Below are 19,046 nucleotides of genomic sequence, written 5' to 3' on the forward strand. Positions count from 1 at the left end.
TCGCCGCGCGCCCAAATGACCCCGTCTCTATGTCGAAGACAAGGCCTTCCACGCAACGCCCGCGCTTTATCGCCCCCCTGTGTCCCATGCGCTACAGGACGTGGTTAACAAAAAGGACGCGCCGAGGAACCGGCGCGTCCTTCGTATGCTGGAAAATCGCCGGGCGCGGGTCAGCCCTTGCCGCGCGCCTGCTCGGCGGCCAATGACATGCGCACGAGCTCGGAGAGGCTGCCGGCGCTCATTTTCAGCATCACATTGGCGCGGTGAACCTCCACCGTGCGGACGCTGATGCCGAGCTCGCGGCCGATGACCTTGTTCGGCATTCCGTGCAAGAGACGCTCGAGCACCTCGCTCTCGCGCGCGGTGAGCGTCTGCAGACGCGCCTCGATCGTCTGCGTCTCGGCGGCGCGGAACTGCTCCTCCCGCTCATAGGCGAGCGCGAGGCGCACGCAGGCGATCAGCGCCTCATTGTCGAAAGGCTTTTCGAGAAAGTCGAAAGCGCCCTGCTTCATCGCCTGCACGGCGAGCGACACATCGGCATAAGCGGTGATGACGACGACCGGCAGCGACAAATGCCGCGCCTTCATCGCCTCCAGCAGCTCTATGCCGGTCATCTCCGGCATACGCGCGTCGGTCACGACGCAGCCCGTATCGCCGGAATCGACGGAAGCGAGAAATCGGCTGGCGCTCTCATGCGCCCGGACCCGAAAGCCGTCCGTCGACAATAGAAGACTGAGAGAATCGCGAACGGCGTCGTCGTCGTCGACGATATGAATCGTGGCGTCTCTGCTCATCCGTTCTTGCGGAAGGGCACAAATTCGACGAGACGACTCGTCGACGAGCGCGCTCGTCAGCGGAGGCGGCTGAACCATGGTCATCCTTCGTCTCGAGTGGAACAAGCGCGTCGCGCGTCTCGACGCGCCGACACAGGGAACGCGAAGCATGGGATCGCATCGCGCAGCGACAGACAGATCATCATCAAAAGCCCCGGAATAACCAAGCGCGGAAAGGCCGAGCGAACGACGTCTGCGCCGAGTTTCGTTCGGCGTGACCCGCGCTATAACCATTATTCTGGGCAGGGCGGGGATTGACAAACTGGGGAATACACGTAGCTGGGAATCGAGCATGCGCGAATCACAAGCGAGCGTTCGAATAATATTCGCGCAACGCATCACGCTTCGTTCCATTTTCGCGCAATGGCGATGACGAGAGCATTTTTCTACTGTGGATTGTCGGCGCTCGCGATGCTCGCTCCCGCCGCGGCGGAAGCGACGCGCGATGAGGATGCGCGCGTCGAATGGCTGCTTCGCATAGACGAAGCACGCGAGCGTTACGACGCTTTCGCGACGCGCGTCGTCGCCGATCGCGAGCGCGCCGTCGAGACGCGCGACGCGCGCCAAGATGCGCGCCTCGACGATCCGACCTTGCGCAAAGGCGACATCATCGTCACACAGACGGGCCTGCTGATGTTCGAAGGCTCCGACAAAATCGCGCCCGACATCTCCGATTTCGCGCCCATCGGCGAAGCGCGCGCGCGGCGCTCGGAGCATAGCGCGACGCTGCTCGGCATTTTGCGCGCCCGCCCCGCCCGCTGAGCACGCCATTGTGCGCGCCCGGCGTGAGGCGTCGTGCGCGAGGCTCGGCTGCCGCGCGGCGGATTTTGTGCTAGAGAAGCGGCGCCATCGCCACGCCGGCCTTGAACCGGACGCTGCGGAGAAGACACATGTTCATCCAGACCGAGACCACGCCCAACCCTTCCACGCTGAAGTTTCTGCCCGGCCGCCCCGTCCTCGCCGAGGGCGCGCGCGAATTCCGCTCGCCGGAAGCCGCGGCCGCCTCGCCGCTCGCCGGCGCGCTGCTGTCGATCGACGGCGTCGAAGCGGTGATGTTCGGCCCCGATTTCGTCTCCGTCACCAAGACGGGCGCCGAATGGGCGCATCTGAAGCCGGCCATTCTGGGCACGATCATGGAGCATTTCAGCTCCGGCCAGCCGATCGTCATCGACGGCGCCGAGGCCGCTCCGGCGGAGTTCTTCGATCCCGCCGACGCCGCGACGGTGGCGCAGATCAAGGAGCTGATCGCGACGCGGGTGCGGCCGGCGGTCGCCAATGACGGCGGCGACATCACTTTCCGCGGCTTTCGCGACGGAATCGTCTATGTGGCGATGAAGGGCTCCTGCTCCGGCTGCCCCTCCTCCACCGCGACGCTCAAGAACGGCATAGAGAATATGCTGCGCCATTTCGTGCCCCAGGTGAGCTCGGTGCAGCAGGTTTGAGACGCCGCTTTGAAAGCCGCGCGAAACCCGTCATAATCCGCCGGCAATGAGAATCCTCGCCATCGACACGGCGCTTCCCGCCGTCTCCGCCTGCGTGCTCGATCTGGGCGCCGCGGATCCAATCGCTATCGAGACGGCGCCGATGGAGCGCGGCCACGCCGAGGAATTGCTGCCGCTCGTCGAGCGCGTCGTCGCCGCGGCGGGCGGCGGCTTCGCCTCCATCGGACGGGTGGCGGTCACGGTCGGGCCCGGCTCCTTCACCGGCATCCGAATCGGTCTCGCGGCGGGCCAGGCCATCGCCCTCGCCGTGAAGGCGCCGATCGTCGGCGTCTCCACTCTGGCGGCGCTGGCGGCGCCTCATGTGCTCGTCCCCTTCGACGGCGTGGTGGCGGCGGCGATCGACGCCCGCCATGGCCAAGTCTATGTGACCGCCTATGGGCCGGATGGCCGCACGCTCTTGTCGCCGCGACGCGTCGGCGCCCATGAGGCGCTGCGCGCGCTCGGCTCGGGCCCGCTGCGGCTGATCGGCTCCGGCGCGCCGCTGCTGGCGGAGGAGGCGCGGCTCGCCGGCCTCGAGGCGGAGGTCGCCAGCCGCGCGCCGGCGCCCGATATCGCCTATGTCGCGCGGCTCGGCCTCGTCGCCGATCCGGCGACGGCCCCCGCCCGCCCGCTCTATCTGAAGGCGCCGGACGCCAAGCCCTCGGAGCAGCGCCCGCTGCAAGACGCCCCGGCCGAGGCATGAGCGGCGCCGTCATGAGCTTGTTCTCGACCTTCTTTCCGAGGCCCCATTATGTGATCCGCCCCATCGGCGCCGATCACGCCTATGATTGCGCCAAGATCCACGCGGCCTCTTTCGCCTTTCCCTGGTCCAAGATCGATTTCGAGAGCCTTTTGACGGACCGCACCATTCTCGCCGACGGCGCGATGAACGAGCGCCTGCTCAAGGACGAGATGGGCGGCATGGCGCTGTCTCGGCTGCTGCCGCCGGACGCCGAGATTCTGACATTCGCCGTCGATCCGGCCCGTCGCGGGGCGGGCCTCGGTCGCGCGCTGCTCGCGGCCCATATGACCAATCTCGAGCGCGGCGGCGCGCGGCTCGTTTTCCTCGAGGTGGGCGAGGACAATGCCGCGGCGCTGAAGGTCTATAAGAGGCTGGGATTCAAGACGATCGGCCGGCGCGAGAACTATTATCAGCGTCCGAACGGCGAGCGTCAGGCGGCGCTGACGATGCGGTGCGAGCTTTAGAGCCTTTTTGTTTTTGAAAGCCGGCGCTCGGGGGACGACGGCAACGCCCCGCGCGGGCCTCGCGACATATCGACGTCTTGCCAGCGGACGACGCCGCCCCAACTAGGCTCATCGCAACGCAGCCCCCATGGCCATGGAAAGGGATCGTCATGTCCACGAGAACTTCGTCCGCGTCGATTTCCGCCCCCAAGCTGTCGCCACTCGGCGTCGCCCTGCTTTTCGCGACGGCGCTCGCCGTGTCGCCGAGCTACGCGGGCGGAATGATGGGCGGCGGAGGAGGCTATGGCGGAGGGGGCCATGGCGGCGGCGGTTATGGCGGAGGCGGTTATGGCGCAGGAAGATGGGAGCCCCGCCATCAGGGCCGCTCCGGCTACGGCGGCCTCGGCCACTGGCGCAATTGCTACAGGTTCGACGCCGCCTCTCGGGCGGCCTTCAGAGCCGGCGATTATCCGCGCGGCAATGCGCTGCAGGACCGATTCTACGGCTGCATGAGGTCGCGCTGGATCGACTGAAGCGCCGCGCGGAAATTTCCGTCACGAAACTGTCGCTCGCGCGTTGGAAAGAGGGCCATGCCCTATCTGCGCGCGATCACTTTCGTCCTGGCGATGGCCGGGGCCTTCGTCGTCTTCGTTCCTATCCAGTGGCTGGCGCGACGGCGCCGCTGGGAGCTGCGCCGTCGCATCCAGACCGGCTTTTGCCGCGTCATGTGCAGGATCATCGGCATAGAGGTCCGCGAGAGCGGCGCGCCAGGTGGCTCCAGCCCGCGATTCGTCGTCGCCAATCACGTGTCCTGGACCGACATCATCGCGCTCGCGAGCCTGTATCCACTCGTCTTTCTTGCCAAGGCCGAGGTCGCCTCCTGGCCAGTGCTCGGCTTTCTGGCCCGGCTGCAGGGCACGGTCTTCGTCGAGCGCGGCAATCGGCGGGCGATCCCGATCGTCAATGCGGCGCTGGCCGAGCGGCTGCGGGCGGGCGACGACGTCGTCGTCTTCGCCGAGGGAACCTCGAGCGACGGCGCAGGCGTGCTGAAATTCAACGCATCGCATTTCGCCATGCTGAGCGGGCTCGCCGAGTCCAACCAGGATGCGGCGAAGCCGACGCTCGTTCCGACCGCGATCGTCTATACGCGGCGCTCGAGCACAGGCGAGCGGCTCGACGTCGGCTGGTATGGCGATATGACTTTTCTCCCGCATTTGTGGAGTCTGATGAAGCGCGGCGGCGCGAAATGTCATATACTATGGGGCGAGGCGGTGGACCCGAGCTCCGGCGACCGCAAGGCTCTCGCCGCCGCGACAGAGGCCAGCGTGCGCGAACTCTTGGCGGCCGATCTCTCGGCGGCGGGCGGCAAGCGCGCGTAATATCGCCGGGGCGTGTTCTCCGAAAAGCGCGAAGCGGTTTTCGGAGAACACGCGATCGTGCAGCTCGAGAGAGTTCCGCCAGGAGAATTGAGATTACCGACGCCGCATCTAAGCCGATCGCTCCCGCATCGCAGTCCCGCGGAGACGCGGAATCGCTTGGCAAAACAAAAGCCTATGTGAAATCATATGGCTGCCAGATGAACGTCTATGACGCGACGCGCATGGCGGACCTGCTCGCGGCGCGCGGCTATGCGGAAGCGGCCGATGAGGACGAGGCCGATCTCGTCGTGCTCAACACCTGCCATATTCGCGAGAAGGCGACCGACAAGGTCTATTCGGAACTCGGCCGTCTCGCCAAGCTGAAGAGCGAGCGCGGCGCCGAGGGGCGCGACTATAAAATCATCGTCGCCGGCTGCGTCGCCCAGGCCGAGGGCGAGGAGGTGCTGCGCCGCCAGCGCGCGGTCGATCTCGTCGTCGGGCCGCAGAGCTATCATCGCCTCTCCGATCTTTTGACCCGCGCCGAGGCCGGCGAACGCCTCGCCGAGACGGATTTCGCCGTCGCCGACAAATTCGCGGCGCTGCGCCGCATGGCGGCCGAGGGCAAGCGCGTGCGCGACGTCACGGCTTTCGTCACCGCTCAGGAAGGATGCGACAAATTCTGCTCCTTCTGCGTGGTGCCCTACACGCGCGGCGCCGAGGTCTCGCGACGTCCGTCTGAGATCATCGAGGAGGCGGAGGCGCTAGCCGCCGCCGGCGTGCGCGAGCTGACCGTCATCGGCCAGAACGTCAACGCCTATAGCGGGACGGACCAGCATGGCGCGCCCTGGTCCCTGCCCCGGCTGCTGGCGCGGCTCGGGCGTATCGAAGGCGTCACGCGGCTGCGCTACACCACCAGCCACCCGGTCGACATGACGCAGGAGCTGATCGACGCCCATGCCGAGCTTCCCTTTTTGGCGCCCTTCGTGCATCTTCCCGTTCAATCGGGCTCGAATCGCATTTTGAAGGCGATGAACCGGCGCCATGACGCGAGCTTCTATCTGGACATCGTCGCGCGGCTGCGCGCGGCGCGGCCGGATATTGCACTCTCGTCCGACTTCATCGTCGGCTTTCCCGGCGAGACGGACGCGGATTTCGAGGCGACATTGGAGCTCATTCGCGCTGTCGGATTCGCATCCACATTTTCGTTCAAATATTCGCCGCGTCCCGGCACGCCGGGCGCCGAGCGCGAGGATCAGATCGACGAGAGCGTCAAATCCGAGCGGCTCGCCATTCTGCAGACGCTGGTCGAGGAGCAGCGGCAGGCGTTCAACGCCGCCACTGTCGGCCGCACGGTCGAGGTCTTGTTCGAGAAAGCCGGCCGGCACGAGGGTCAGATCGCCGGCAAGAGCCCCTATATGCAGCCCGTTCATGCAATGGGCGGCGCGGAGCTGATCGGAAAGACGCTGCCGGTGACGATCGTCGCCGCCGGCTCCAATTCGCTCGCCGGACGCATCGCCGGCCGCGCGATCCCAAATGATGCGAGGGAGGCCGCCCTGTGACGCTCGACCGCGAGAGACGGGTCTTCGAACAGCCGGATGCGCCGCGCTCGGGCGAGCCGGAGGCGGAAGTCACGCTCGCCTTCGAGGACAATCGTTACGCCTCGCTCGTTTTCGGCCTCTACGACCAGCATCTCGCCAAGATCGAGCGGCGGCTCGGCGTTTCCTGCTTCGCCAATGGAAATCATGTCACGCTCAAGGGTCGCTCGGAGTCCTGCGAACACGCCCGCCGCGTTCTGGAAATTCTCTATGGCCGGGTGCAGCTCGGCCAGAATGTGGGGCTCGGCGACGTGGATGGCGCTATTCAGGAATCGGCCCGCCAGGGCAGCCTCTTTCCCGAGGCGGAGCCCGGCCGCGCCGTCTTCGAGCAGATTTCGACGCGCCGACGCGGGCCGGTGCGCGCCCGCAATCTCGCCCAGGACCTCTATTTGCGGGCGTTGAAGCGCCATGAGCTGGTCTTCGCCGAAGGGCCCGCCGGCACGGGCAAGACCTGGCTCGCCGTCGGCCATGCGGTCTCGCTGCTCGAGCAGGGAGCGGTCGAGCGCATCATCCTCTCGCGCCCGGCGGTGGAGGCCGGCGAGCGCTTGGGCTTCCTGCCCGGCGACATGCGCGAGAAGGTCGACCCCTATCTTCGACCCATTTACGACGGCCTTCATGATTTCATGGACCCGCGCATGGTGGAGCGCGGCATTCAAACCGGCATGATCGAGGTGGCGCCGCTCGCCTTCATGCGCGGCCGCACGCTCACCAAAGCCTGCGTTCTGCTGGACGAGGCGCAGAACGCCACCTCCATGCAAATGAAAATGTTTCTTACCCGACTCGGCGACGGATCGCGTATGATCGTCAATGGCGACCCGTCGCAGACCGATCTCCCGCCCGGCCAAAAGTCCGGATTGAGCGAGGCGATCGCGCTGCTCTCCAACATAGAGGGCGTCGGAAGAGTGAAGTTCGCCGAGGGCGATGTGGTGCGCCACGACCTCGTGCGGCAAATCGTCGGGGCCTATGAAGCCGCCGGGCGGGAGAAGGCGAAGCCTCGAGAACCATGAGCGTCGCGATCGACATCATCGTCACCGCGCCCTGCTGGGACCAGCAGGCCGGGCTCGACGAGCTGACGCAGAGTACCGTGCGCGAGTGCGTCGCCCAGACGGCGGCGCCGCTCGCGCCGGGCTGCGAGCTGAGCGTCAATTTCACCGATGACGCGACGATTCGCGAATTGAACGCGCAATGGCGCGGCATGGACAAGCCCACCAATGTGCTCTCCTTCGAGACGCCCGGTCCGCTCGCGCGCCGCATGGCGCTCGGCGACATCGTCATCGCGCATGAGACAGTGGCGCGCGAGGCGGTGGAGCAAGACAAGAGCTTCGAAGCGCATCTCACCCATTTGCTCATTCATGGATTTCTGCATCTGATCGGCTACGACCACCAAACTCCACGGGAGGCCGAAGAGATGGAGGCTCTGGAGCGCCGCATAGCCGCGGCGCTCGGCCTCAACGATCCTTACGAAGGCTCCGAGCCCGTGGCGGAGACTTCATCCAAAGGAAAATCGAACGGCGATGTCTAGGACGGATAATGGCGAGCACGCGGCCACGAGGCGCGAGCAGCGAAGCGGCATCGTCGATCGGCTGCGCGCGCTCATCGGGCTGGGCTCGCCCTCGGTGCGCGAGGATATAGAGGAGGCGCTGGAGGGCGCCGCCGGCGATGTGACGCCGCATGAGCGCGTGCTGCTGAGAAATGTGCTGGCCCTGCACGATCTGCGCGTCGCCGACGCGATGATCCCGCGCGCCGACATCGTCGCCGCCGCGCAGGACGCGACGCTCGGCGAGACGCTGGCGCTGTTCCGCAACGCCGGCCACTCTCGCCTGCCCGTCTATGGCGACACGCTCGACGATCCGCGCGGCATGATCCACATTCGCGATTTCGTCGATTATCTCGCCTCGCTCGCCGAGCGCGCCGAACCGGTGACGGCGGAAGCGCCGGCGCCCGGCGAACATGCGGCGACCGTGTCGCTCGCCGCGATCGATTTTTCCGCGGAGCTCTCCACCGTCACCGTGCTGAAGCCGGTGCTCTATGTGCCGCCTTCCATGCCAGCGCTCGATCTCCTCGTGAAGATGCAGGCGACGCGCACGCATCTCGCGCTCGTCATCGACGAATATGGCGGCACGCATGGCCTCGTGACGATGGAGGACATCGTCGAGATGATCGTCGGCGATATAGAAGACGAGCATGACGTCGACGAGGAGCCGCGCATAGAGGCCGTTTCCGATGGAGTCTATCTCATCGACGCCAAGGCCGATCTCGAGGAAGTGTCGCAGCGGCTCGGCGTCGATTTCGCGCCGGAGGACGACGGAGCCGAGGTCACGACGCTCGGCGGGCTCGTCGCCTCGCTCGCCGGCCATGTGCCGATGCGCGGCGAGATCGTGCCCGCGCCGGTGGAAGGCTGGGAGTTCGAGATCGTCGAGGCCGATCCGCGCCGCGTCGCGCGGCTGCGGGTTCATGCGCCGAAATAGGCTTCTCCCACGGAAACGCTACCCGATCCGTTTGGATCGGATAGCGCTCGCATTCTCGGCGTCTGTGACGCGCGTCAGGCGTGACGTGCAGGACGCAACGCGACGATCGTCGAGCAGACCAGCGCCGCGGCCCAGAGGCCGAAGAAGGCGCAGGCGTTGATGGCGAAGATTCGCGCGACGCTGGCGAGCGCATAATGCGAAACATCGCCACCGATGGCGCGGGTGATGGCGAAGAGCGTTCCCTCATAGACGAGAAAGCTCGCGGCGAGCGCGGCGAAAGGCGCGCCGGCGCCGATCGACATGCGCGCGGCGAAACGCGCGGTCTCGCAGCAGAGGAGCGCGATGAGTCCAAGCGCGCCGCCCCAGGCGAGCGTCTCGAAATTTAATGGATAATGCAGCATGGTGAAGCCGACGAGCTGATTGGCGAGCCAGACCGCCGCCGTCAGCGCCAGCGCATTGCGCCGCGTGCTCGTCAGCGCCGCAATGGCGGCGAAGCCCGCGAGCGGCGCCGCGCAAGCGAAAGCCAGCGAGAAGAAGGCGGCTGCGAGAATGAGCGCGCCGCTCCAGAGCAGATTGCGCTCATCGATGATGGGAAGTGAAAGCCTTGTCATGCGATGCTCCTTTTTAACGAGCCGGGCCGGACGCCCTGCTCTGCCGAAGATCAATGCCGAAGATCAACGCGCGGACCGATCGAGCGGATCAGGCTCGACGAGACCGAGCCAGCGCGCCCGCAGCGCGTCCCACAATGAAAGCCGCGACCAATCGGGCTCACGCAGGACTTTCTCCGTTTCTGGATGCAGAAACGGATTGGGCAAGAGCACGGCGAACTGCTGCTCATCCGCGCCATTGAACAATTGCAGGCTCCAGGACATTGGAACGCATGTCCCCGAGAAGCGCCGATGCAGCTCCGCGCGCGCCGTGCGCCTATGCTGCGCGAGCGCAGGCGGCGTCGGCCGGCTGCGCGGTCCTTTTGTCTCGCCGATGCAGACGTGAAAATGCGTCTGCCCGAAAGCGATGGTGAGATAGCCGTCGAGAAGACCGATATGCGTCGGCGCATGATCGACGTGAATTTCGAAGGCCGCGCCTTGAATGATCGGCCCGAACACGATCTCGCGCCAATGATTTTCGAAGAGATCGCGCAAGAGCGCTTCCAGGCTCTGCGCGTCGGTCGGCAAAGCGAAGACATCGACCGGCGTTCCATCCGACTCCATGCGCCGTTGCGGCGTCGCATCCGTCATCGGTTCATTCTCCCTGAAACCGCGTCACCAGCTGAATTTCACGCCGCAATAGAGGGAGCGGCCCGCCGTTCCGTAGTTGTAGACTTCCTCATAGCGCGCATCGTTGACGTTCTCGATCCGCGCGAACACAGACATGCGCTCGTCGATCTTGTAATCGGCGAAGAGATCGAGCTTTGCGTAAGGCGCGAGCGTCACGCGCTGCGAGAAAATATAGTCGTAATCGGGGTTCGGCCCGACGAAGGCGAGGCGCGCCTCGAGCTCCAGCCCTGCAATTCCCGTGTAGATGAGGGAGCCCGTCGCCTTGTCGCGCGGCCGCCGGAACAGGCTGCGATGCGTCGTCAGATTTTCCGCGGCGAGATGCGTGTAGCTCGCGCGCAAGCGCCATTCGCCGGGAACGACGATCGCCTCGCCGGAAAATTCGACGCCTTTCGTGCGCGCGCGGCCGACATTGTAATAGCAGCCGAAGGCCTGCGTTGCGCTGCAGCTCGGCGCGCGGCCGAATTCGATGAGGTCGCGAAAGCGGTTTTCGAACAGCGACAGAGACGCGTAGAGACGCTCGCCGAACAAGGATTGATCGACGCCGACGTCATATCCGACGCTCGTCTCCGGCGCGAGAGCCGGATCGCCATATTGGCTGAAGCGCTGATAGAGCGAGGCGACGCGCGCGCCCGTGCCGGCGCTGCCGCGCAATTTGGTTCCTGTCTCCTCGAGACGATAAGCGGCGGTCGCGCGCCATGTCGCGAATGTGCGGTTCTGATCGACAGCGTCGATACGTCCGCCATAGGAGAGATCGACGCGATCGAACATTGTGAGCTTATGCTGCGCGAAGCCGGAATGCGTCGTCTGCACCGCGTCGATCGGCGTGAATGTGGTCGGCGGAACCGGGTCCTGCGACGTGCGGACCGACTCCGTCTCATTGCGCGCGCCGAAAGTCAGCAGGCCGAAGCCGCCGAGAGTCAGATCGCCCTGATATTCGAAGCCGCGCCGCGTTCCACGATAGCCGCGCCGGCAATTATAGGCGTCGTAGCTCGCATCATAGCAGGAGCGCGCCTGCCAGACGTCGCGGTTCGTCACATTGCCGAACAGAGTGAAGCGATTGTGCAATGCGCGGTCGAACATGTCGGCGTCGACGCGCGCATACCCTTGCGCGAATGTCGCGTGCTGATGGTTCTGCGGATCATAGACGTCGATCGCCGAGAAGGAATAGGGATTGTCGAAGCGGATGGCGCTGTCATAGCCGAAGAAGCCGGCCTCGACCGCGACATCCTCATTCACGCGATAGCCGAGGCGCGCGCTGGCGCCGCCTTTTCTGGTCGGATCATTGGGCGGCAGAGGCGGCAGAGGCGTCTTGCCGTCGCCGATCGTCAGCGGCCGCGCGATGCGATAGCCATAGCGCGGATGACCGTCGATCGTCAGCGCATCGATCGCGAATGCGTACCACAAGCGACCCTCGCTTCCCGAGACGCGCGCGCGCAAATGTCCGGTTCCATAGGAGCCGCCTTCCAGGGAGAGAGACGCGCGCGGCCGCCCCTCGCCTTTGCGCGTGACGATGTGAATGACGCCGCCCATCGCGTCGGAGCCATAGAGCGCCGACTGCGGGCCGCGCAGCACCTCCACGCGCTCTATGTCCGTGGCGACGAGGCCGCCGAGATCGACGGAGCCGTCGGTCGAGGACGGATCGCCGATGCGCACGCCATCGACGAGGACGAGCGTCTGACCGGGCGTCGCACCGCGTAGAAACACGGAGGTCTGCGCGCCGGGGCCGCCGGTCTCATAGAGATCGAGGCCCGGCGCGCCGCGCAGCGCCTCGGTGAGGCCGCTCGCGCCGCGCTTCTCGATCTGCGCGGAAGGGATCACGGTGACGGCGGAGGAGGATTTGTCGACGCGCTCTTCGACGCGATCGGCGGAGACGATGGTCGCCGCGCCGATTTCGACGGCGGGAAGCGCCTCCTGTCCCGCGGCGCGAGCGGGAAGGAGAAGCACGGCGGAAAAAAGCGCAAAACGAGAAGCGGCGCCCGCGAGGGCGGCCCGATGGGACAGGGAAGACATTGCTGAGCGACTCGCAGCAGACGTGGGCCGTCACTGCGAAAGGTCGCGACCCTCTCGCGCAAAGCGAAAAGGGTCTCGGCCGCCTCGGTGCACCCCGCCCGACGCTATCGCGCGTGACCACGACTGATGGCAGGTCTCCTGGCTCGCGGGTCAGCGCCTTCGGATCGCCTTCCCGGAGCGCATGGCTCCAGTGGCTCGTTTGATCCTCGGCTCGCCGCTCACAGTTGCGGGGGCAGCCGCGGCTTCGCGCCGTCGCCGGCGTTCACCGCATTCCCTTTTGATCCCTCGAGAGGGAACCATCCCTTTCAATAGAGCCGCGCCGCGCCGCCGTGTCAAGCGCCCGCTCGCATGTTCGGAACGAAGCCGCGCGCGGCGCGTTGGGACTGCGGCGGCGGGTCTCGTCCCGGGTCTCTCGCCCAATGGAAAATTCGATTAGAATTTCGGAGAAGATCAATGAGCGCCATTCACCTCGTCGCCACCAATGACCTGCCGCGCGCCAAAGTCGGCGGCGTGGACGATCCGAGCGTGCGTTGGGCCGGCGCCTTCGCCTCCTGCGGCGAGCATGGCGCGACGCAATCCTCGACCATCGTCTATGAGATCGAGCCCGGCGGACGGCTCGGCTGGCACACGGACGCCACCGAGGAGACGCAATATATTCTCGGCGGCTCCGGCGAATTGCGCGCCGAGGGCGGCGTCACCCATCATGTGCGGCCAGGCGACGTCTTCGTCATTCCTACGCCGCTACGGCATGATCTCGTCAACACGGGCGAGGAAACGCTGCGCGCCGTCGCCTTCTTCGCGGCGCCGATGTTCACGCAGCGTTTCGACAATGTGATGATCGCGCCCGACGTGCACGTGCTGGGCACGCCGAATCGCGCGGGCTGAGCGCCTCACATATTGCCGAGACAGACATATTTGATCTCGAGATAGCTCTCTATGCCGTATTTGGAGCCCTCGCGTCCCATGCCCGACTGCTTCACGCCGCCGAAAGGCGCCGCCTCGCTCGACATGAGCGACTCATTGACGCCGACCATGCCGAACTCGAGCTGCTCTGCGACGCGGAACACGCGCGCTATGTCGCGGCTGTAGAAATAAGCGGCGAGGCCATAATGCGTCGAATTGGCGAGGCGGATCGCCTCCGCTTCATCCTCGAAAGTGGTGATCGCGGCGACGGGGCCGAAAATCTCCTCCGCGAAGATCTGCATGTCCGGCCGCGTATCGAAGAGCACGGTCGGCGCATAGAAATTGCCGCCGAGCTCATGGCGTCCGCCGCCGGTCAGCACTTTCGCGCCGCGCGCGCGGGCGTCGGCGACGAGACGCTCGACCTTCTCCACCGCCGCCTCCTCGATCAGCGGGCCGACGACGACGCCGGGCTCGACGCCGCGCCCGACCTTCAGCCTGGAGGCAGCCTCGGCGAGCTTGGCGCCGAAGGCCTCGGCGACATCCCTATGCACGAGGAAGCGATTGGCGCAGACGCAGGTCTGGCCGCTGTTGCGATATTTGGTCGCCAGCGCGCCCTTCACCGCGAGATCGACATCGGCGTCGGCGAAGACGATGAAAGGCGCGTTGCCGCCCAGCTCCATCGAGCATTTCTGCACATTCTCCGCTGCCTGACGCAGAAGAATTTTCCCCACTTCGGTCGAGCCGGTGAAGCTGATCTTGCGCACCGTCGGATTGGAGGTCAGCTCCACGCCGACGCTGGCGGGGTCGTTGGTCGTCACCACATTGAGCACGCCGTCCGGCACGCCGGCGCGCTGGGCGATCTCGGCGAGCGCTATGGCCGAGAGCGGCGTCAGCTCGGCCGGCTTCACCACCATCGTGCAGCCGGCGGCGAGCGCCGCGCCGGCCTTGCGCGCGATCATGGCGGAAGGGAAGTTCCAGGGCGTGATCGCGGCGGTGACGCCGATCGCCTGCTTGAACACGAGAATGCGCTTCTCGCGCGCCTGCTGCGGAATTACGTCGCCATAGACGCGGCGACCCTCCTCCGCGAACCAGTCGAAATAGGCCGCGGCATAGGCGATCTCGCCGCGCGCCTCGGCGATCGGCTTGCCCTGCTCTGCGGTGATGATCTGCGCGAGGCGCTCCTGATCGGCGAGCAGCAGATCATGCAGGCGTCGCAATATTTGCGCCCGCTCCTTGGCGAGCTTGCCGCGCCAGCCGGGCAAAGCGCGCTCGGCGGCCTCGATCGCGCGGCGCGTCTCGGCCGCGCCCAGGTCCGGGACCTCGGCCAATACCGCGCCCGTAGCCGGATCGCGAACGGCGAAGGTCGCGCCATTGTCAGCGGCGACGAAGGCGCCGTCGATGAAGGCCTGATGGCGGAACGGGCGGGGCTCTCTGGTCATCTCGGCTGCGCTCCCGACGCGATACGAAAGGGGCCATCGAATACGGCGCCTTGGCCAGCGGACACAACATTTAGCTTCCGCAAATCGCTCGGGGAGAGGCCCGCCCGCGGTTCCGCTGCCCGAAAAGCGGCGCTTTCCGGGCCTATCCGGCGCTCTCCCGCGGAAGGCGGAACCGCTGCCCCGGCTCGCGCGTCATATGGGAGGCGACCGCAATCTCATATGGCTTCATCCTGAAAATCCGACATAATCGCGGGATTCGCGTAAGCTGCCGCGCTCGCGCCAGTCATGACGCCCCGAAAGCGAGATCACCTTGGCTGAAACACGCAATTTTCTTCCCGTGACGCGCCGCCGGGCGCTCGCCGCCATCTCGAGCCTCGCGGGGCTGGCCCTGCCGGGATGGGCTATGCGCCCCGCCCTCGCCGAAGCAGCCCCGGGCGAGACCGAGAGCCATGGGCTCTCCATTTTCGGCGAGCTCGCCGAGCCCGCCGATTTTCCGCATTTCGCCTATGTGAACCCCAATGCGCCCAAGGGCGGAACGCTGGTGATGGAGCCGCCGCCGCCCGAGACGAGCAGCTACGATTCGCTCAACCCCTATATTTTGCGCGGCAATCCGGCTGCGGGCATCGGACTCGTCTACGATACATTGATGGCAGGCAGCCTCGACGAGCGCGACGCGCTCTACGGCCTCGTCGCCAAGCAGGTCCGCATTTCCGCCGATAAGCTCACCTACACTTTTATGCTACGCAGAGAAGCGCGCTTTCATGACGGCTCGCCGCTCACTGCCCATGACGTCGCCTTCTCTCTCGATATTTTGAAGAATGAGGGCCATCCGTCGATCTCGCAATCGCTGCGCGACCTCGTGAGCGCGACGGCGATCGCAGACGACATTCTCGTCGTGAAGCTCGCGCCGAGTCGCACGCGCGACCTGCCGATCGTGGTCGCCAGTCAGCCGATTTTCTCCAAAGCATTTTATACGAAACACAAGTTCAACGAGACGACGATGGAGCCGCCTCTCGGCTCTTCGGCCTATAAGGTCGGGCCCTTCAACCCGGGCCGTTTCATATCCTTCGAGCGCGTGCCGGACTATTGGGCGAAAGACTTGCCGGTCAATGTCGGCCAAGCCAATTTCGACGTGATCCGCTTCGACTATTACGCTGATCGCAACGTCGCCTTCGAGGCGTTCAAAGCCGGCTCCTTCACCGCGCACGAGGAGTTCACTTCCGCGATTTGGGCGACAGGCTACGACTTCCCCGCCTTTCGCGAGGGGCGCGTCAAGCGCGAGGAAATCCCCGACTACAACAATTCCAACTCTCAAGGCTGGTTTTTGAACATTCGCCGGCCGGTTTTTTCCGATCCGCGCGTGCGCAAGGCGCTCGGCTACGCTTTCGACTTCGAGTGGACCAATCACAACCTTATGTATGATTCCTACAAGCGGACGAGCTCCTATTTCGAGAATTCGGACCTCGAGGCGGTAGGTCCGCCGACGCCCGCCGAGCTCGCGTTGCTGGAGCCGTTTCGCGATCAGTTGCCGAAAGAAGTCTTCGATGCGCCCTTCCAGCCGCCCGTCTCCGATGGATCTGGTCAAGACCGCAATCTGCTTCGCAAGGCCATCGATCTGCTGACCGAGGCCGGGTGCACGCGCAGGGACGGCGTGACGCGCCTGCCGAGCGGCAAACCGATCGAAGTCGAATTTCTCTATAATTCGAGCTTCTTCGAACGTCTCACTCAGCCCTTCGTCAAAAATCTGAAGCTTATCGGCGTCAATGCGCGCATCCGGATCGTCGACTCCGCGCAATACAAGGCGCGGCTCGACGATTTCGACTACGACATCATCATGGAGCGCCCGCGCATGGGCTATTCGCCGGGCGAGGAACTGCGCGTCATGTTCGGCTCCCGAGCGGCGGGAACCAAAGGCGAGCGCAATGTGATCGGCGTCGCCGATCCGGTCGTCGACGCCCTCATCGAAAAGGCGCTGCTCGCAAACTCGCGCGCCGAGCTCGTCGCAATCTGCCGCGCTCTCGATCGTGTGCTGATCGCGGGCTATTATTGGATTCCGCATTATTACAAGCCGACGCATTGGATCGCCCATTGGGATGTGTTCGGCCGCCCGGAGCGCTACCCACGCTTCGACCCGGGCATAGCCGCGACATGGTGGTGGGACGACGCCAAAGCGCGCAAGATCAACTACACGGGGCGTTGAACGAATATGGCCGCCTATATTCTGCGACGCCTTTTGCTGATGATCCCGACGATCCTCGGCATCATGCTCATCTCCTTCGCCATTGTGCAATTCGCGCCGGGCGGCCCTGTCGAGCGCGTCATCGCGCAGCTGCAGGGCTATGACATGGGCGCGACCTCGCGCTTTTCCGGCGGCGGCGGCGATGTCGGCCGCGGCGGCGCGGCGACGCCGGGCGCCGGCGCGGAAGGCGCCTCCAAATATCGCGGCGCGCAGGGGCTCGATCCCAAATTCATCGCCGAGCTGGAAAAGCAGTTCGGCTTCGACAAGCCGGCCTGGGAACGCTTCCTGCTGATGGTGAAGAATTACGCCGTCTTCGACTTCGGCCGTAGCTATTTCCGTGACGAGAGCGTGCTGAAGCTCATCGGCGAGAAGCTGCCCGTTTCAATGTCGCTCGGCTTATGGATGACGCTCATCTCCTATTCCGTCTCCATTCCGCTCGGCATCGCCAAGGCGGTGCGCGACGGCGAGCGCTTCGACGCCTGGACCTCCAATCTCGTCATCATCGGCTATGCGATTCCGAGCTTCCTCTTCGCCATGCTGCTCATCGTGCTCTTCGCGGGCGGCTCATTTTGGCAGATATTCCCGTTACGCGGCCTCGTCTCGGAGAATTTCTCGGAGCTGTCGCTCATCGGCAAGGTCGGCGATTATCTGTGGCACATCTGCCTGCCCGTGCTCGCCATGACGCTCGGCGCCTTCGCGACGCAGACGTTTCTGACCAAGAACTCCTTCCTCGACGAGATCCGTAAGCAATATGTGCAGACGGCGCGCATGAAGGGCCTCACCGAAAATCGCGTGCTCTATGGCCATGTGTTCCGCAACGCCATGCTCATCGTCGTCTCCGGCTTTCCGGGCGCCTTCGTGCACGCCTTCCTCACCGGCTCGGTGCTGATCGAGACCATCTTCTCGCTCGACGGGCTCGGCTATCTCTCCTACGAATCCATCGTCAATCGCGATTATCCGGTGGTGTTCGCCAATCTCTATATTTTCGCTCTGCTCGGCCTCGTGGTGAATCTCCTCTCCGACCTCACCTACACATGGATCGATCCGCGCATCGATTTCGAGACGCGCGAGGTCTGACCGATGAACGAGACCAGCATCCCTGCCCCGACGATGAAGCTCGCGCCGGAAATTCCGGGCGGCGGGCTGTTTCACCTGCGGCCGATCGACCGCCGCCGGTTGCAGAATTTCAAGGCCAATTCCAGAGGCTATTGGTCCTTCTGGACATTCATGGCGCTCTTTCTGCTGTCGCTGGCGTCCAACTTCCTCGCCAATGACAGGCCCGCGCTCGCCTATTACAAGGGCGAGCTGCTCTTCCCCATCTTCAAGGACTATCCGGAAGAGAAATTCGGCGGCTTTCTCGCGCGCACGGACTATCGCGATCCGACGATCGAGAAAGAGATCGAGGCCAATGGCTGGATGATCTGGCCGCCGATTCACTTTTCCTACGACACGCATAATCTCGATCTGCCGACGCCCGCGCCCTCGCCGCCGACATGGCTGCTCACCAAGGCCCAATGCGAGGCCGCCGCGGCCAAGAAGCTCGGACCAGAGAAAGCGCATCTCGGCTGCTCGGCGATCGAATGGAATTGGCTCGGCACGGATGACCAAGGCCGCGATGTCGTCGCGCGTCTGCTCTATGGTTTCCGACTATCGGTGCTGTTCGGCCTCATTCTGGCGAGCATCTCCTCGATCGTCGGCGTCGCCGCAGGCGCGGTGCAGGGCTTTTTCGGAGGGTGGATCGATCTCGTCTTCCAACGCTTCATCGAAGTGTGGTCGTCGCTGCCGCAGCTCTATCTGCTCATCATCGTCTCCTCCTTTCTTGCGCCGGGCTTCTTCGTGCTGCTCGGCATATTGCTGCTGTTCTCCTGGGTGTCGCTGGTGCATGTGGTGCGCGCGGAATTTCTGCGCGCGCGCAATTTCGAATATGTGAACGCCGCACGCGCGCTCGGCCTCTCCAATTTCCGCATCATCACGCGGCATCTTCTGCCCAACGCCACGGTCGCGACCTTGACCTTCCTGCCCTTCGTTCTCAATTCCTCGATCACGACGCTGACCTCGCTGGACTTCTTAGGCTTCGGCCTGCCGCCGGGCTCGCCGTCGCTCGGCGAATTGCTGCTGCAAGGCAAATCCAACCTCCAGGCGCCCTGGCTCGGCCTCACCGGCTTCGTCATCATCGCGCTGATGCTCTCGCTTCTGGTGTTCATCGGCGAAGCGGTGCGCGACGCCTTCGACCCGCGAAAGACCTTCCGGTGAACGAT

19 protein-coding genes and 1 riboswitch are annotated in these 19,046 nt (G+C 65.0%); of the genes, 14 read left to right on the forward strand and 5 right to left on the reverse strand.

What is annotated here, in order from left to right:
- Nucleotides 1–170 precede the first annotated feature (170 nt).
- Nucleotides 171–794: a response regulator FixJ gene (gene fixJ, locus FMZ75_RS15215; protein WP_166143970.1), complete on the reverse strand. Its 624-nt coding sequence runs from the start codon at nt 792–794 to the stop codon at nt 171–173.
- Between the two features lie 408 nt (nt 795–1,202).
- On the opposite strand from fixJ, the gene FMZ75_RS15220 reads away from it, so the two are divergent.
- The 10 genes from FMZ75_RS15220 to FMZ75_RS15265 all read left to right on the forward strand — a co-directional run bounded on the left by FMZ75_RS15220 (nt 1,203) and on the right by FMZ75_RS15265 (nt 8,920).
- Nucleotides 1,203–1,595 (forward strand): hypothetical protein, encoded by a 393-nt coding sequence (locus tag FMZ75_RS15220; RefSeq protein WP_142864711.1) that lies wholly within the window; start codon nt 1,203–1,205, stop codon nt 1,593–1,595.
- 128 nt (nt 1,596–1,723) lie between these two features.
- Entirely contained in the window at nt 1,724–2,275 is a 552-nt protein-coding gene (locus tag FMZ75_RS15225) for a NifU family protein (protein WP_108916544.1), read from the forward strand.
- A 46-nt stretch (nt 2,276–2,321) separates the two neighbouring features.
- Nucleotides 2,322–3,017 (forward strand): tRNA (adenosine(37)-N6)-threonylcarbamoyltransferase complex dimerization subunit type 1 TsaB, encoded by a 696-nt coding sequence (tsaB, locus tag FMZ75_RS15230; RefSeq protein WP_142864709.1) that lies wholly within the window; start codon nt 2,322–2,324, stop codon nt 3,015–3,017.
- On the forward strand, nt 3,014–3,520 hold the full coding sequence (locus FMZ75_RS15235; RefSeq protein WP_166143972.1) for a GNAT family N-acetyltransferase: 507 nt from the start codon (nt 3,014–3,016) through the stop codon (nt 3,518–3,520). The genes tsaB and FMZ75_RS15235 overlap by 4 nt, the downstream gene beginning before the upstream one ends.
- A gap of 149 nt (nt 3,521–3,669) precedes the next feature.
- Entirely contained in the window at nt 3,670–4,032 is a 363-nt protein-coding gene (locus FMZ75_RS15240; RefSeq protein ID WP_166143968.1) for a hypothetical protein, read from the forward strand.
- Between the two features lie 57 nt (nt 4,033–4,089).
- Nucleotides 4,090–4,878 (forward strand): 1-acyl-sn-glycerol-3-phosphate acyltransferase, encoded by a 789-nt coding sequence (locus FMZ75_RS15245; protein WP_166143974.1) that lies wholly within the window; start codon nt 4,090–4,092, stop codon nt 4,876–4,878.
- 116 nt (nt 4,879–4,994) lie between these two features.
- Nucleotides 4,995–6,416 (forward strand): tRNA (N6-isopentenyl adenosine(37)-C2)-methylthiotransferase MiaB, encoded by a 1,422-nt coding sequence (gene miaB / locus FMZ75_RS15250; RefSeq protein ID WP_166144034.1) that lies wholly within the window; start codon nt 4,995–4,997, stop codon nt 6,414–6,416.
- Nucleotides 6,413–7,459, forward strand: a complete 1,047-nt coding sequence (locus FMZ75_RS15255; RefSeq protein WP_108916540.1) for a PhoH family protein — start codon at nt 6,413–6,415, stop codon at nt 7,457–7,459. Before miaB ends, FMZ75_RS15255 begins: the two co-directional genes overlap by 4 nt.
- Nucleotides 7,456–7,974 carry an rRNA maturation RNase YbeY gene (ybeY, locus tag FMZ75_RS15260; protein WP_142862702.1) on the forward strand — a complete coding sequence of 173 codons (519 nt, stop codon included), beginning with the start codon at nt 7,456–7,458 and terminating at the stop codon, nt 7,972–7,974. The genes FMZ75_RS15255 and ybeY overlap by 4 nt, the downstream gene beginning before the upstream one ends.
- Nucleotides 7,967–8,920 (forward strand): hemolysin family protein, encoded by a 954-nt coding sequence (locus FMZ75_RS15265; protein WP_166143976.1) that lies wholly within the window; start codon nt 7,967–7,969, stop codon nt 8,918–8,920. The genes ybeY and FMZ75_RS15265 overlap by 8 nt, the downstream gene beginning before the upstream one ends.
- Nucleotides 8,921–8,994: 74 nt before the next feature.
- On the opposite strand, the gene FMZ75_RS15270 is transcribed toward FMZ75_RS15265, so the two are convergent.
- From FMZ75_RS15270 to FMZ75_RS15280, 3 genes are all read right to left on the reverse strand, one after another.
- A complete protein-coding gene (locus FMZ75_RS15270) occupies nt 8,995–9,531 on the reverse strand; it encodes a hypothetical protein (RefSeq protein WP_166143978.1) in 537 nt (178 codons plus the stop codon).
- A gap of 63 nt (nt 9,532–9,594) precedes the next feature.
- Nucleotides 9,595–10,158 carry a hypothetical protein gene (locus tag FMZ75_RS15275; protein ID WP_166143980.1) on the reverse strand — a complete coding sequence of 188 codons (564 nt, stop codon included), beginning with the start codon at nt 10,156–10,158 and terminating at the stop codon, nt 9,595–9,597.
- A gap of 24 nt (nt 10,159–10,182) precedes the next feature.
- Nucleotides 10,183–12,207, reverse strand: coding sequence for a TonB-dependent siderophore receptor (locus FMZ75_RS15280; RefSeq protein ID WP_166143982.1), 2,025 nt, complete (start codon nt 12,205–12,207; stop codon nt 10,183–10,185).
- 110 nt (nt 12,208–12,317) lie between these two features.
- A riboswitch (cobalamin riboswitch) is annotated at nt 12,318–12,523 on the reverse strand.
- 137 nt (nt 12,524–12,660) lie between these two features.
- Here FMZ75_RS15280 and FMZ75_RS15285 point away from each other — a divergent pair.
- Nucleotides 12,661–13,092 carry a cupin domain-containing protein gene (locus FMZ75_RS15285; RefSeq protein ID WP_024879797.1) on the forward strand — a complete coding sequence of 144 codons (432 nt, stop codon included), beginning with the start codon at nt 12,661–12,663 and terminating at the stop codon, nt 13,090–13,092.
- A gap of 5 nt (nt 13,093–13,097) precedes the next feature.
- On the opposite strand, the gene FMZ75_RS15290 is transcribed toward FMZ75_RS15285, so the two are convergent.
- A complete protein-coding gene (locus FMZ75_RS15290; RefSeq protein ID WP_166143984.1) occupies nt 13,098–14,549 on the reverse strand; it encodes an NAD-dependent succinate-semialdehyde dehydrogenase in 1,452 nt (483 codons plus the stop codon).
- A gap of 310 nt (nt 14,550–14,859) precedes the next feature.
- Between FMZ75_RS15290 and FMZ75_RS15295 the strand changes: the two genes are divergently transcribed.
- The 3 genes from FMZ75_RS15295 to FMZ75_RS15305 are packed head-to-tail and all read left to right on the forward strand — an operon-like array spanning nt 14,860 to nt 19,041.
- Nucleotides 14,860–16,749 (forward strand): extracellular solute-binding protein, encoded by a 1,890-nt coding sequence (locus tag FMZ75_RS15295; RefSeq protein WP_207783457.1) that lies wholly within the window; start codon nt 14,860–14,862, stop codon nt 16,747–16,749.
- 6 nt (nt 16,750–16,755) lie between these two features.
- Nucleotides 16,756–17,865: a microcin C ABC transporter permease YejB gene (locus FMZ75_RS15300; protein WP_108916533.1), complete on the forward strand. Its 1,110-nt coding sequence runs from the start codon at nt 16,756–16,758 to the stop codon at nt 17,863–17,865.
- A gap of 33 nt (nt 17,866–17,898) precedes the next feature.
- A complete protein-coding gene (locus tag FMZ75_RS15305; protein WP_370464728.1) occupies nt 17,899–19,041 on the forward strand; it encodes an ABC transporter permease in 1,143 nt (380 codons plus the stop codon).
- Nucleotides 19,042–19,046: the final 5 nt, after the last annotated feature.

It is taken from the genome of Methylosinus sp. RM1 (assembly GCF_011378635.1).
Lineage (GTDB): Bacteria > Pseudomonadota > Alphaproteobacteria > Rhizobiales > Beijerinckiaceae > Methylosinus > Methylosinus sporium.